Raw genomic sequence first — 14,184 nt, forward strand, 5'->3', positions numbered from 1 at the left:
GATCTGCATCCACTTCGAATTCGGGGTTTGCCAGCGAACCGCTGATGACGGTTTTGAGATTTTCAGGTGGGGAGACTGGCGGATCACGCCAGCGCGGCCCAATACGTTCGTAAAATAAAGCCCACGGCACGCCGTGGGCTTTATTGGCAGTCAGTCAGGCAACGCCTTACTGAGGCTTGGCTTCAGTTTTAGGTTTGCCGAAGTGCCACTCGTAAACCACAAATTTGAAGTCTTTCAGGTCACCCTTGGCGTCGAAGCTCAGGTCGCCAGTCGGGGTCTTGAAGGTGCCGGCGTGGATGGCTTCAGCCACTTTGGCGGCGTCTTCGGACTTGGCGGCCTTGATGCCGTCGGCGATCACGGTCACAGCCGAGTAGGCCGGGAACACGAACGGACCGCTCGGGTCTTCTTTCTTGGCTTTGAACGCGTCAGCCAGGGCGACGTTGGCCGGATCCTGGTCGAAGGATTTCGGCAGGGTCACCAGCAGACCTTCGGAAGCGTCCTTGGCGATCTGCGAAATGGAGTCGTTACCCACGCCTTCCGGACCCATGAATTTGGCTTTCAGGCCTTTTTCCTGGGATTGACGCAGGATCAGACCCAGCTCCGGGTGGTAGCCGCCGTAGTAGACGAAGTCGACGTTGGCTTGCTTGAGCTTGGAGATCATCGACGAGAAGTCTTTGTCGCCGGCGTTGATGCCTTCGAACACGGCAACTTTCACGCCTTTGCCTTCCAGGGTTTTCTTCACGGCGGTGGCGATGCCTTCACCGTATTGCTGTTTGTCGTGCAGGACGGCAACGATTTTCGGTTTTACGAAATCGGCAATGTAGTTACCGGCGGCAGGGCCCTGGGCGCTGTCCAGGCCGATGGTGCGGAACACCATTTTGTAACCACGGCTGGTGATGTCCGGGCTGGTGGCAGCCGGGGTGATCATGATCACGCCTTCGTCTTCGTAGATGTCCGAAGCCGGTTGAGTGGAGCTGGAGCACAGGTGACCGACCACGAACTTGACGCCATCGTTGACGACTTTGTTCGCGACTGCTACCGCTTGTTTTGGATCACAGGCGTCATCGTATTCAACGGCTTCGAGTTTCTTGCCGTCTACGCCGCCCTTGGCGTTGATCTGCTCGATGGCCATTTTGGCGCCACTGAACTGCATGTCGCCGTATTGGGCTACAGGACCGGTTTTAGGGCCGGCGATGCCGATCTTGATGGTGTCAGCTGCGAACGAATGGCTGGCAACCCCGGCCAGAACCATAGCGGCAAACAGTTTGGAAATCTGCTTAGTAGCCTTAGTCATAGTGCTCCACTCTTACTGTTGTAGTTTTTATAGTCCTGGCGCCGATGGCAGCAGAACCGGGTCAGATATCCACGACATCCCCCCGGAAATGCCCCCCGGCAACTGTACCGGTACAGTGTAGAGCGCCGATTGTCAGCCTGGGAAGGCGGCGCCGGGGGGCAAAACCTGCAAGTGTCGCTTTATTGAAAGAAAAAGACAGAATTGCGGCGGGGGTGTTGAAGGGCTTATAGCCGGATTCAGTGCATTCCCTGGCTCTACTGCGCTTTTCATTTCGGTCACTCAATTGCATCCGGGTTTTTCTGCCAGACCAGCGACGTTATCATTCGCGTCGATTTCTTTTTCCGGACAGTCCCATGAATCAAGAACCTAGCACCCTCTATGCCAAGCTGCTTGGTGAAACCGCATCTATTACCTGGAAAGAGCTGGAGCCGTTCTTCGCCAAGGGTGCCCTATTGTGGGTCGATCCTGGCCTGGATTTGATCGCCGCCGCCGAGGCCGTGGCCCAGGATGAAGGGGTGAAAGTGGCTGCCTGGCTGGCCGGCGACAAGCTCGGCAAGCTGTCTGAAACGCGGGCGCTGGATCTTTTTGAACGTGATCCGCAGTTGTGGGCCGTGGTTGTTTCGCCGTGGATTCTGGTCCAGGAAAGGGCGCAGGCTTGAAAGGTTGCACTTGTTTGGTGCGTTCTTTTCAGAGGGGAAAGTGTGTAGCCGGGTAGCGTGATGGCATGTTGCCGTGGAGAAAGGCCACAGCTTCACGGTGACGTAAACGTAACGGGAACAGTTGAGAGGACAACTGAACGGCTGCTCAATTGTTTCTGGATGTTGGATAAAAGATCAAAAGATCAGATCAAAAGATCGCAGCCTTCGGCAGCTCCTACAAAGGCGCGCTGCGGTGTCATGTGAACCGCAGCCCGTAGGAGCTGCCGAAGGCTGCGATCTTTTCAGGCATACCTCATCAAGCCGTCTTGCCCGTATGGTTATTCAACGAAATAACCTTGGTCTTGCCAATGCGGTGACGGTAGATCTCGCGCAGGTATTTGATCGATTTCTTCACGCAATCGCGCGACAGGCGGATGTCGTTGATCGAGACGAACTTGTCCTTGTCATTGATCAGCTCTCGGTACTTCTTCTCGTACATCGGCTTGATCGCGTACCAGTTGGTATCGAGGATCTTCGCCGGGTTCTCGAATTCGTTGAGCAACTCGTCGATCCGGTCTTCGTCGAACTGTTCGTTGATGATGAAGTCGAGGATCGAGTTGTCCAGGGTCTCGTCGAAGCGGTACGGGTTTTTCGCAAAGCAACGCTTGATGAACGCCACGATCAGTGTCAGGAAGTCGTCCGACAGGCACGGGCTCTTGGCGATCAGGGTGGTCAGCGACAGGTTGGCCGAGGCACCGATCACCAGCGCGTAGCGCTTGAGCGTGGTGTTGGGGAACAGGCTGTTGAGGTGAGTCTTCAACCGGTTCAAATCCATGTAGGAGAGCTTGTAGTCCTTCGGCAAGGAAACGATCGACACCACCGACGAGCAGTTCTTGAAGAAGTGCAGGTCGTGCAGGGCCGCCGCGTCGTACCCCGAGTTCTTGTACTGCTCCAGCGACGCGCGATAGCGCTTGGATTCGATCGGCAACAGGCTGATGCCTTCGATGGCCTGGGTGACCTTGTTGAAGTGCGGCAGGTCGATCGAACGGAAGAACAGGTCGTCGATGTTCAGGCGCTGCGGCTCTTTCTCGAACACCTTGAATTTGTCGCTGCTCGGCGGCGGGGTTTCCGGCACCACGGACTCTGCGTAGGCAATCGCCACCGGGCCGGCCAGGCTCATGAACAGGTCGTTGGCGTCCAGGCGGATGGTTTCGCCGATGTCGATGCCGGCGCGACGGAAATAGTTCTGGTCGTAGTCGGTGGTCACCGCCTGGGCCGTGAGAATGTTGAAGATCTGCTGTGAGATGTATTGGTTGGCATGCTTTTCCATGGCATTGACATCAATGTTCTGGATATTGCCGTCATCGTTCTCTTCGGCGTAACGCATGATGTCGTTGGAGATCAACATCATCGCGTTCCATGGGCGGATGCGGCCCATGACGCTGGCTTCGCTGCTGTCTTCGTTGGCGAAGTTGTAGGAGAAGTCCCACTCTTCCGACAGGTATTTGCACAGCAGGCGGCCGGCGTTGATGTGCAGCGCCTCGGACATTTCACTGCGGTGATCGGAAATGTTCGGCAGTACGCAGATGCCACTGGTGAAGATCGGTTCGAAGACGAAGGCGTGGCCGCTCTTGCTGTCGTGCTCGTCCATCGGTTTGGTGTCGAACGTCTTGTTCATGTACGAGTGCTGTTGGGCCAGGCCGAATTCCGAGGCCATGCCCGAACCGGTACCGCCACCGGCACTGAAGATCGAGAAATACAGGCGCGACTGGTTGGCCTTGATGCCGCAGCTGTCGATCAGGTACGAGTGGATCATCTTCCAGTCAGGGCTGGAGAAACGCTGGGTGTCCTTGTTCAGGATGATCTTGGCCAGGTACTGGCCGAGGATCGGCGCGTTACCGGCGCCACCGGCGTGGACTTCCGACAAGTCCATGATTTTCATCTTGCTGTAGTCGCGCAGGAAACCGCTTTTTTCGCCCTTGCGCGAGAAACGGATGCGTCCGGCGATGTCCTTGTCCAGGTCGCCGAGCATCACCAGTGGCTCGACCAGAAACACCGGCTTGGTGTTTTTGTTCTGGCCCAGGCGCAGGTTGTTGCGGATCCACTGGGCCGGGCTGTAGCCCTTTTCGGCAAAACGCTTGTCCGGCGACAGGCGATCTTCGTTATTGAATTCGTTGAGGTAGAACTTGCGGGCGTTGTACACCAGCTCCGCCACGTCCAGCGCTATGTTCGAGCCGCAGCGGCCCAGACCGATCAGGCACACCGACGGGAATTCCTGATCGTTGTGCTGTTCGCTGTCGCCCTCCAGATGCGCTGCGCGCGGGAACACCATGTCGCGCAGGCCGTCGAGGTTGTCGAGGATGCGGTCGGTGTTGGTTTCGGTGAAGTACAGGTATTGCTGGGTTGCCAACGGGCGCGATTGAATCAATGGCTTCGGTGATGACGGGCTGTTGGCCGCGGGGCTCAACGTCAGATCGGTTACCGCAGTGGCCGGGTTGTTTTTAGAAGTCATTGTTCGCCATCTACCTGGGCTGATTGGTTGGCCGACTCGCAGTCGTCGAACCGTCACGGAATACAATCGCGTCTTTTTTTCAGCGCGTACCTGGACCATGCCTTGGTCCTTGGCCTGAGCATCACTCGGCGTGAATCCTTTCCTGAGTCATGATGGATCGGCCAATATTCGGTGATCTTTAATCTAAAGGAGGCAAAATGATGTCAATGCTACCTGCGCTGGGGTTTGCCGGGATCGGCCTGATGGGGTTGCCGATGTGCCGGCGCCTGTTGGCGGCGGGTTATCCGCTGGCGGTATGGAATCGCAATCCGGACAAGTGCAAGCCGCTGGTGGAGGCCGGCGCACGCCAGGTCGCCAGCCCGGCAGAACTGTGCCAGCACGCGGACGTGGTGATGTTGTGCCTGGCAGATACGTCGGTCGTATGCGAGGTAGTGTTTGGTCCGGCAGGCATTATCGAGGGGGCAAAGAAAGGCCAGTTACTGGTGGACTTTTCCAGCCTGGAGCCTAACGCCACACGGGAAATGGCCGCAGAACTCGCCGGTAAAACCGGCATGGGCTGGCTCGACACACCGGTGTCCGGCGGTGTGGTCGGGGCCGAAGCCGGGAGCCTGGCGATCATGGTGGGTGGCGAGTCGGAGGATCTGGATCGGGTTCGTCCCGTTCTGCTGAACCTGGGGCAACGTGTGACGCACATGGGCGGCGTCGGGGCAGGGCAGGTGACCAAGGCGTGCAACCAGATGATCGTCGCCTGCAATGCCTTGGTGATTGCCGAAGTGGTCGCGTTGGCGGAACGTTCCGGGGTTGATGCAAGCCTGATCGCCGAAGCGCTGGCCGGCGGCTTTGCCGATTCGAAACCGTTGCAGATCCTCGCCCCGCAAATGGCTGAAAACCGTTTCGAACCGATCAAGTGGCACGTGCGCACGTTGCTCAAGGATCTGGATACGGCGGTAAAGTTTTCGCGAGAGCAAGGCTCGGCGACACCGATCAGCGGCCTGGCCGCGCAGTTGATGCGCCTGCATGGGAGTCAGGGGTCCCTTGAAAAGGACCCCTCTACATTAGTGCAGATGTACCGTGAGCCAGGCTCAGCGTCGTGACGGTACAGGCGTGCTCGCGCTGATTGATTTCGTTCAGCACCGGATGCAGTTCGGCCAGCGGCACCGGCCGACTGAGTAAATAGCCCTGAACGAAATCACAGCCATGGTTTTCCAGGAACTGATATTGCTCGAAGGTTTCGACCCCTTCGGTGACCACTTGCAGGTGCAGGGTATGGGCCATGACGATGATCGCCTGGACAATCTCCATGTCCTGGGTGGCCTTGGGGATGTCCTGGATGAACGAACGGTCGATTTTCAATGTGTTGAGCGGCAAGCGCTTGAGGTAGGCCAGGGATGAATAGCCGGTGCCGAAGTCGTCGATCGACAGGGACACGCCGAGGGCACGAATCTGTCGCAGCAACATCAGTGTGTTGGCGATATTGCCCATCAAGGCGTTTTCCGTGACTTCCAGTTCCAGCTGTTGGGGCTTCACACCGGCGGCTCGCAATGCGTACTCGATTTCATCGGCCAGTTCTACGCGTGCCAGGCTCAGGGGCGAGCAGTTCACGGCGATCTTGAGGTCTGCATAACCCTGGCGCGACAACTCACCCAGATCCTCGCAGGCCTTGCGCAGCACCCAGTTGTCCAGTTCGGCGATCAGGCCGTTGGCCTCGGCGATCGCGATAAAACGATCCGGCACGAGGAACCCGTGGACCGGGTGCTGCCAGCGGATCAAGGCTTCGAGCTTGCTGACCTGACCGGTCTTGAGGTCATAGATCGGCTGGTAATAGAGCATCAGGCCATTGTCTTCACGCAGGGCATGGCGCAGTTCTTCTTCCAGTTGCAGTTCCAGTGTGGCGCGGGTTTTCAGTTTGGCGCTGAAAAAGCTCAGGCCGTTGCGGCCACCGCCCTTGGACTGATACAGCGCAAGGTCGGCGTTCTTCAGCAGTTCTTCACACGTCTTGCCATCCTCCGGAAACAGGCTGATGCCGATGCTGGTGGTCATGACCATGCGCCTGCCGGCCAGTTCGATAGGCTCCTTCATTTTCAACATGATGCGTTGGGCCATATGCCGCGCCTCTTCACGATCATGCAGGTCGATGAGCAGGCAGAACTCGTCGCCGCCAAAGCGTGCGACCACATCTTCGTGACTGCGAACCGAACTCTTGATGTGCCCGGCAAGCACTTTGAGCAGTTCGTCACCGGCATCGTGGCCAAGGCTGTCGTTGATCCGCTTGAAATGGTCGATGTCCAGGAACATGACCGCCAGCATCCCGCCTTTGTTGGTTTTCTCGATGAGTTTTTCGGCGAAGACCTGGTTGAATCCGCGGCGGTTGATCAGGTTGGTCAGCGGGTCGTAGTGCGCCACCTGTTGCAGCGACCTGCGCGCCTGGTCCAACTGGCTGAGCAGGGAGTTGACCCGTTGCAGATCGTGGTCCTTGCGTTGCAGTTTCTTGTCCGCCAGCGCCGCGCTGATGCTGCTGCCGATGATCAGCAGGGTCATGACCGCCACGGTCAGTGCCAGCTGCAGTTGGCTGTGATCGCCGGTTTGCGCTGGCAGGCTGCCTTCGGGCAGCACCAGGTTGAAGGCGGCCATGGCCGTGAGGTGCATACTGAGGATGCCAGCCCCGAGCAACAGGCTGGCGCAGTATTTGATGAGCTGATGCAGCATGCCGGCGCCGTCGCGCAGATACCATGCCAGTAACAAGGCTGCCAGTGCGGCACCGATCGCGATTGCAATGGAAAGGGCAAACAGGCCCGGATGGTAATAGACCGAGGCATTGGCGTGCATGGCCGTCATGCCCACGTAATGCATGGTCGCGATACCCATGCCGATCCCGATCGATGCCGTGAGGCACCGTCGCAAACTCAGCTCGGGAAGGCTGAGGGTATGCATGGCCAGCCACGCGGCGAGCAGCGCGATGGTTAGTGAGAACACCGTGACAGGCAGTTGGTAGTGAAGAGCGATAGGCGCCTGGAATGCCAGCATCCCGACGAAGTGCATGGCCCAGATACTGCCGGCCAGGCATCCGCTGCCAACCCAGCGCCAGAGCGTTTGGGAAGCGGATTTTTCAGCGTGAGCAACCCGTTCGGCCATGTCCAGTGTCGCGAAGCTGCCGACACAGGCGACCAGATAAGCCAGCAGCACCAGAAAAGGGTCATGTGTGCAATTAAGTACGACCTGCCCACTCTCTGGTAGCTCGGTAAGGAAATGCAAACCAGGCCACTCCATAGCACGCCCCATCGTTATCCTTCAGGCCGGCGCAAGGAGCGCCAGCGAATGTCCTGGAGTATAGAGGGCGTGGATGGAGCGCAAGCGATAGTGGCATATTGATGCCAAACATTTTGATATTAGCTTAATAGCGATTAGGGCTAACACTCAGGCGATGTGCTTCTGGGGCGTCTCGAATGCGGGTTGCAGGGCCGGCAAGCCGAAAGCGGCACGGGCCGCGTCGCAATCGGGATTGGCCAGGCCATCGACCCACGAAGCGTCGAACTCCCGGCAGGTGCTGGAGCGTTTTTCGTAAATCGAGCACTGCACCGTACTGCCCACGTCTCCCACCAGGCTGGTGCAGCGCACGGGTTTGCAGCCGGTGCCGAGCATCGCGACCCGACTGGGGCTGATCTGCTCGACAAGCTCATCGGGTACCGTCCCTCCGGATGAGGCGCATTCACCCCAGAAAAATGACACGCGAAAATGAGAACAGCAGGCACCGCAATTCAGACACGGACTGGCTTCGGACATGGGCGATTATCGTAAGGAGGGGTGGTGACACAGGGGGGAATCAAGGCCGCTATTCTAGGCTTCGCCAACGGCTTGGGAAGGGGGGGAGAAAGGTATTTTTCAACGACCGGACGGACTGCGAAATACCCGCCCTGCGAAAGCTCCTACAGGTTGCGTCCCATGGGTTGGTATCAGCCTGGCGAATAATGAAAGACAGGTGTGGCCGCTCTGTCTAGATTGCAAAGTCCGGGGGCAGTGACGCCCCAAAAACAATAAAAGAGACGGACCCATGCAGAACTCGACCCAAGCGGCCAATGCCTGGCGCATCCTGTTCCTGTTGTTCCTGGCCAATCTGTTCAATTTTTTCGACCGCACCATTCCGGCCATCATCATCGAACCCATTCGCATGGAATGGCACCTCAGCGATTTCCAGCTGGGGATCATCGGTACGGCATTCACCATCGTCTACGCCATTGCCGGCTTGCCATTGGGGCGCATGGCCGATACCGGCTCGCGCAGCAAGCTGATGGGTTGGGGGCTGGCGGTGTGGAGCGGTTTGACCGCCGTCAACGGTATGGTGGGCAGTTTCTGGAGCTTCCTGATCGTGCGCATGGGCATCGGTATCGGCGAGGCCAGTTACGCGCCAGCCGCCAACTCGCTGATCGGCGACTTGTTCCCGGCTCACCGCCGGGCCCGCGCCATGGGCATCTTCATGCTCGGGCTGCCGTTGGGGCTGTTGCTGGCGTTCTTCACCATCGGCGCGATGGTCAAGGCCTTCGATAGCTGGCGCGCGCCGTTCTTTATCGCAGCGGTGCCCGGGCTGGTCCTCGCGATCTTCATGTTTTTCATCAAGGAACCGAAACGCGGCGCCGCCGAGAGCGTTCAGGTGTCGCAGGAAAAGATCGATCGGCCGATCCGGCGGGTACTGGCTGTGCCGACTTTCCTGTGGCTGGTGATGGCCGGCCTGTGTTTCAACTTCGCCACTTATGCCTGCAACTCGTTTCTGGTGCCGATGCTGCAACGCTACTTCCTCATGCCGTTGCAGGAAGCGGCGGTCGCCACCGGGGTTATTGTCGGCGTGACCGGGTTGGTCGGCCTGACCCTCGGTGGCTGGATCGCGGACAAGGTTCACCAGCGGATTGCCAACGGGCGGCTGTTGTTTGCGGCCTTCAGCCTGGTGATTTCGACGGTCTGCACCGCGTGGGCGCTGCATTCCGGGCGCATCGAGATCGGTGTGTTTATCGCCGTATTCAGTGTGGGCTGGCTGTTCGCCTACAACTTCTACACCTGCGTGTACACGGCGATTCAGGATGTGGTCGAGCCTCGGTTGCGAGCGACGGCCATGGCGCTGTTCTTTGCCGGGCTGTATCTGTTGGGCGGCGGTTTGGGGCCGGTGGTGGTCGGGGCCTTGTCGGATCACTTTGCCCACTCGGCGATGCTGGCGGTTGGTGCCGGGCAGATGACCGAAGCTTTCAAGGCGGTCGGCCTGCACGATGCGATGTACCTGATTCCGGTGGCGCTGTTGTTCACCGTGGTGTTTCTGGTGCTGGCTTCGCGGTGTTTTGTGCGCGATGCAATGCGGATGAAGGAAGGGTTGGTGGCGGTGGTTGAGCCTGAGGGTTCTGCGGTGACTGCTTAAGATCTTTTGATGTTCTAAAACAAAAGGCCCGCATCGCTGCGGGCCTTCTTTTTCAGCAGGGTGGAGCAGGGAGTTAACCCGCCACCAACACCCGAATCGCTTCCAGTCGCAGCGCAGCCTTGTCGAGCATGGCCAGGCCTTGCTCGCGTTGTTTGCGCAGGGCAACCAGTTCGCTGTCGCGTACGGTCGGGTTGACCGCTTGCAGCGCGGTGAGGCGCGCCAGTTCTTCTTCGGTATCGGCGGCCAGGCGACGCTGCGCCTCGGCGACACGTTCAGTGTGACGGGGCAGGATCTTCGCTTCACCGGCGTTGATCCGTGGCGTCAACTGGTCACGCTGGGCCTGGATGAACTTGTTGGCGCTGGCACGTGGCACGCTTTCAAGCTGATCGTTCAAGGTTTCGAACGAAACGCGGGCCGACAGGTCGTTGCCATTGGTATCGAGCAGGCAGCGCAGGGCGGCCGGCGGCAGGTAGCGGCCCAGTTGCAGTGAGCGCGGGGCAACCACTTCGCTGACATACAGCAATTCCAGCAACACGGTGCCCGGCTTGAGTGCCTTGTTCTTGATCAGCGCCACGGCGGTGTTGCCCATCGAGCCGGACAGGACCAGGTCCATGCCACCCTGAACCATCGGGTGTTCCCAGGTGATGAACTGCATGTCTTCGCGAGACAGCGCCTGGTTGCGGTCGTAGGTGATGGTCACGCCTTCGTCGTCGCCCAGCGGGAAGCTGGCGTCGAGCATTTTTTCGCTGGGCTTGAGGATCAGCGCGTTTTCCGAATGGTCTTCGCTGTCGATGCCGAAGGCGTCGAACAGGGTTTCCATGTAGATCGGCAGGGCGAACTGATCGTCTTGCTCAAGGATATCCTCCACCAGCGCATCGCCTTCTCCCGCGCCACCGGAGTTCAGCTCCAGCAAACGGTCACGGCCGGTGTGCAGCTCGTCTTCCAGACGCTCACGCTCGGCGCGGGCTTCGTCGATCAGCGCTTGCCACTCGCCGTCGTCGGCCTCTTCCAGCAGCGGCAGCAGGCGCGGGCCGAACTGATGCTGCAAGGCGTTGCCGGTCGGGCAGGTGTTGAGGAATGCGTTCAGTGCTTCGTGGTACCACTGGAACAGACGCTCTTGCGGGCTGGTTTCCAGATACGGCACGTGCAGTTCGATGATGTGCTTCTGGCCGATCCGGTCCAGACGACCGATGCGTTGCTCCAGCAGGTCCGGGTGGGACGGCAGGTCGAACAGCACCAGGTGATGGGAGAACTGGAAGTTGCGACCTTCACTGCCGATTTCCGAGCAGATCAGCACTTGCGCGCCAAATTCTTCATCGGCGAAGTAGGCGGCGGCGCGGTCACGCTCGAGGATGTTCATGCCTTCGTGGAACACCGTGGCCGGGATGCCGGAACGCACGCGCAGGGCGTCTTCCAGATCCATGGCGGTTTCGGCGTGGGCGCAGATCACCAACACTTTGGTGCGCTTGAGCATCTTCAGCTGATCGATCAGCCACTCGACGCGAGGGTCGAATTTCCACCAGCGTTCTTCTTCGCTGGTGTCCGGCTGGGCCTGGAAGCTGACTTCCGGGTACAACTCGGCGTGATCGCCCAACGGCAGTTCGAGGTATTGATCCGGGCACGGCAGCGGGTACGGGTGCAGCTTGCGCTCCGGGAAACCCTGGACGGCGGCGCGGGTGTTGCGAAACAGCACACGGCCGGTGCCGTGGCGGTCGAGCAGCTCACGCACGAGGCGGGCGCTGGCTTCGGTGTCGCCATCATTGACGGCGGCCAGCAGGGCTTCGCCTTCGTTGCCGAGGAAACCGTGGATGGTCTTGTGGGCTTGCGGCGACAGGCTTCCCTTGTCCAGCAACTCCTGAACGGCTTCAGCCACCGGGCGATAGTTTTCGCTCTCGGCGCGGAAGGCTTGCAGGTCATGGAAACGGTTCGGGTCGAGCAGGCGCAGACGAGCGAAGTGGCTGTCCTGGCCCAGTTGTTCCGGGGTGGCGGTCAACAGCAGCACGCCGGGAATGGTTTCGGCAAGTTGCTCGACCAGCGAGTATTCAGGGCTGACCTGATCTTCGTGCCACACCAGGTGGTGAGCTTCGTCGACCACCAGCAAGTCCCAGCCGGCCGCGAACAGCGCGTCCTGGGCTTTCTCGTCGTCCACCAGCCACTCGAGCGCGACCAGCGCGAGCTGGGTATCTTCGAACGGGTTGCTGGCATCGCTTTCGATGAAGCGCTCTTCGTCGAACAGCGCGACCTGCAGGTTGAAACGGCGGCGCATCTCGACCAGCCATTGGTGCTGCAGGTTTTCCGGAACCAGGATCAGCACACGGCTGGCGCGGCCCGAGAGCAATTGGCGATGGATCACCAGGCCGGCTTCGATGGTTTTGCCCAGGCCCACTTCATCGGCCAGCAGAACCCGTGGCGCAATGCGGTCGGCGACTTCGCGGGCAATGTGCAACTGGTGCGCGATCGGTTGCGCACGCACGCCGCCCAAACCCCAAAGGGAGGACTGCAACTGGCGGCTGGTGTGTTCCAGAGTGTGATAACGCAGGGAGAACCAGGCCAGCGGGTCGATCTGGCCGGCGAACAGACGGTCGCTGGCCAGGCGGAACTGGATGAAGTTCGACAGTTGGGTTTCCGGCAGGGTGACCACTTCGTTCTGCCCGTTGAGGCCGTGGTAAACCAGCAGGCCATCAATGTCGTCGACTTCGCGGACGGTCAGCTTCCAGCCTTCGAAGTGAGTGATGGAGTCGCCCGGCGAAAACCGCACGCGGGTCAGAGGCGCATTCCGTAGCGCGTACTGGCGGGTGTCGCCAGTGGCCGGGTAGAGCACGGTCAACAAGCGACCGTCCTGTGCCAGAACGGTGCCTAAACCCAGCTCGGCTTCGCTGTCACTGATCCAGCGTTGCCCCGGTTGATACTGCTGCGCCATGCTGCCTGACTCCCACCTGAAAAAGCCGGCTATCTTAACGGAATGAGGGCTTCAGGGCCAAAGGACTCTCAGAAAAACTCACAGTCATACGTTAGCCCACCTGTGCATGGCGCGCCGCCCGGTGCACTAATGAGTGCCAATCGGGTCACAGTTTGCGACCGATGGCTCAAGTCGCCATCCCCGCAGCCGACAGCCTGCTGACAGGAGACCGAAACCATGCTGCCACCGATGCTCCCCCTGAGTGCCGTGCCGATCACTTCGCAAACCGACCCGATCCGCCAGCGTCCGGACATTCCACCGGTGGTGCCGGTGCAGGAAAGCTCCAGTGAAAGCACCATTGACCTGCAAAAGCGCAATCCTGAAGAGGACGGGTTAGTGCTGCGCGAGGAACAGCGCCGCAAGCAGGAGCAGCAAAGACGTCGCCGCGAGGCTGATCATGACCCCGAGGCGCACTTGGCGATTCCCGGTGATGAACTCAATGCCGACAACACCGTGCCGGTGGCGCCGCTGATGGAAGATCAGCCGCGGCAGGGGCTGTGGGTCGATATCGAGATTTGAGCGCAGGCTGGTCAGCGCGCCCTTCAGGCCGCATTATTGGCGCAGGGTTGCCGAACGCTACGGTGGCTGAAATTCATTTCAAGCGATGCACTGACTGCCATGAGCCAAGACGACAAACTGATTGACCTCAACGCTGAACGCGCCAAACGTATCCATGACCTCAACGACAAGCGACTCAATGAAGTTCGCCAGGCGTTCGAGCAGGCCATGCCGTTGGGCAAGGCCAGGAAAAAGCCGAAAAACAAACCGAAAAAGCGCTGAAATCCCCCCGCATTCATTGATGCGGGTCAAACTTTCCCCTTCCTCTTGCCCAGTCTCGGGCGACATTGATCCTGGTCAATGTTCTCTCCTGCCCGTTTGGTTAACTTAGCCCTATCGCAACAGGCCAAGTGCAGGAGACGCGTCATGTTTTTCGACAACGTGGTGATCGCCGGAGTGCTGACTGTCGGCCTCATGTTTGTGTTTTTTGCAGGATTCGGACTTTTTATCTGGAAGGATTCGCACAAGCGGAAAAAACCGTAGTTCTTTCTGGATGTAATGAGCACGCAAGGCATTTTGGGCAACTTCGGTTGCCCTTTTTTTGTCTGCGAAAAACTATCGGTAAACACGTAACCCTGTAGGAGCAAGCTCTGCTCGCGATGGACGCCAACGATGACGCGGGCTGCCTGAATGTACGCGTTGTCCTTGCGGTCATCGCGAGCAGAGCTCGCTCCTACAGTGATTTTTTGCGATTGGCATGTCTAGTCCTGAAATAGGTTTACACCTGTTTCAGCCTCAAAACGCCCGATGCACCGCATCGGGCGTTTTGTATTTCAGCGACAGATGAGGCCGCTCGTTGTTATAGATCTGCACCGACTCGTCCAC

At 59.1% G+C, this 14,184-nt stretch carries 12 protein-coding genes; 6 read left to right on the plus strand and 6 right to left on the minus strand.

The window, feature by feature from the left end:
* Window positions 1-166 precede the first annotated feature (166 nt).
* Window positions 167-1,294, minus strand: a complete 1,128-nt coding sequence (locus KGA83_RS26535) for a branched-chain amino acid ABC transporter substrate-binding protein (RefSeq protein WP_108216738.1) — start codon at window positions 1,292-1,294, stop codon at window positions 167-169.
* A 353-nt stretch (window positions 1,295-1,647) separates the two neighbouring features.
* On the opposite strand from KGA83_RS26535, the gene KGA83_RS26540 reads away from it, so the two are divergent.
* Window positions 1,648-1,953, plus strand: a complete 306-nt coding sequence (locus KGA83_RS26540; protein ID WP_108216739.1) for a DUF2288 domain-containing protein — start codon at window positions 1,648-1,650, stop codon at window positions 1,951-1,953.
* A 295-nt stretch (window positions 1,954-2,248) separates the two neighbouring features.
* On the opposite strand, the gene KGA83_RS26545 is transcribed toward KGA83_RS26540, so the two are convergent.
* The gene (locus tag KGA83_RS26545) at window positions 2,249-4,444 is read right to left on the minus strand and encodes a hypothetical protein (protein ID WP_108216740.1); all 2,196 of its coding nucleotides are present in this window, start codon (window positions 4,442-4,444) and stop codon (window positions 2,249-2,251) included.
* A gap of 197 nt (window positions 4,445-4,641) precedes the next feature.
* On the opposite strand from KGA83_RS26545, the gene KGA83_RS26550 reads away from it, so the two are divergent.
* Window positions 4,642-5,538 carry an NAD(P)-dependent oxidoreductase gene (locus KGA83_RS26550; protein WP_223531223.1) on the plus strand — a complete coding sequence of 299 codons (897 nt, stop codon included), beginning with the start codon at window positions 4,642-4,644 and terminating at the stop codon, window positions 5,536-5,538.
* Here KGA83_RS26550 and KGA83_RS26555 read toward each other — a convergent pair.
* Both KGA83_RS26555 and KGA83_RS26560 read right to left on the minus strand, forming a co-directional pair.
* Window positions 5,495-7,711, minus strand: a complete 2,217-nt coding sequence (locus KGA83_RS26555; protein ID WP_305889176.1) for a putative bifunctional diguanylate cyclase/phosphodiesterase — start codon at window positions 7,709-7,711, stop codon at window positions 5,495-5,497. The two genes, KGA83_RS26550 and KGA83_RS26555, sit on opposite strands and share 44 nt — an antisense overlap.
* Window positions 7,712-7,858: 147 nt before the next feature.
* Window positions 7,859-8,224, minus strand: coding sequence for a YkgJ family cysteine cluster protein (locus KGA83_RS26560; protein ID WP_108216743.1), 366 nt, complete (start codon window positions 8,222-8,224; stop codon window positions 7,859-7,861).
* Window positions 8,225-8,492: 268 nt separating this feature from the next.
* On the opposite strand from KGA83_RS26560, the gene KGA83_RS26565 reads away from it, so the two are divergent.
* The gene (locus KGA83_RS26565) at window positions 8,493-9,842 is read left to right on the plus strand and encodes a spinster family MFS transporter (protein ID WP_108216744.1); all 1,350 of its coding nucleotides are present in this window, start codon (window positions 8,493-8,495) and stop codon (window positions 9,840-9,842) included.
* Between the two features lie 73 nt (window positions 9,843-9,915).
* Here the strand turns inward: KGA83_RS26565 and rapA are convergent, their stop codons facing one another.
* The gene (gene rapA, locus KGA83_RS26570) at window positions 9,916-12,762 is read right to left on the minus strand and encodes an RNA polymerase-associated protein RapA (RefSeq protein ID WP_108216745.1); all 2,847 of its coding nucleotides are present in this window, start codon (window positions 12,760-12,762) and stop codon (window positions 9,916-9,918) included.
* Window positions 12,763-12,978: 216 nt separating this feature from the next.
* Between rapA and KGA83_RS26575 the strand changes: the two genes are divergently transcribed.
* The 3 genes from KGA83_RS26575 (at window position 12,979) to ccoM (ending at window position 13,842) form a co-directional block, all read left to right on the plus strand.
* Window positions 12,979-13,320, plus strand: coding sequence for an aspartate-semialdehyde dehydrogenase (locus KGA83_RS26575; RefSeq protein WP_108216746.1), 342 nt, complete (start codon window positions 12,979-12,981; stop codon window positions 13,318-13,320).
* A 99-nt stretch (window positions 13,321-13,419) separates the two neighbouring features.
* Window positions 13,420-13,581 carry a hypothetical protein gene (locus KGA83_RS26580; RefSeq protein ID WP_218430314.1) on the plus strand — a complete coding sequence of 54 codons (162 nt, stop codon included), beginning with the start codon at window positions 13,420-13,422 and terminating at the stop codon, window positions 13,579-13,581.
* 144 nt (window positions 13,582-13,725) lie between these two features.
* Complete coding sequence (gene ccoM, locus KGA83_RS29980; protein ID WP_305729722.1) at window positions 13,726-13,842, plus strand: cytochrome c oxidase subunit CcoM; 117 nt, start codon at window positions 13,726-13,728, stop codon at window positions 13,840-13,842.
* Window positions 13,843-14,094: 252 nt separating this feature from the next.
* Here ccoM and KGA83_RS26585 read toward each other — a convergent pair.
* Window positions 14,095-14,184: integrase core domain-containing protein (locus KGA83_RS26585; protein ID WP_146615305.1), on the minus strand; the 90-nt coding region annotated here is incomplete at its 5' end.

Origin of the sequence: Pseudomonas sp. GL-R-19, assembly GCF_019956375.1 — a bacterium.
Taxonomy (GTDB): domain Bacteria; phylum Pseudomonadota; class Gammaproteobacteria; order Pseudomonadales; family Pseudomonadaceae; genus Aquipseudomonas.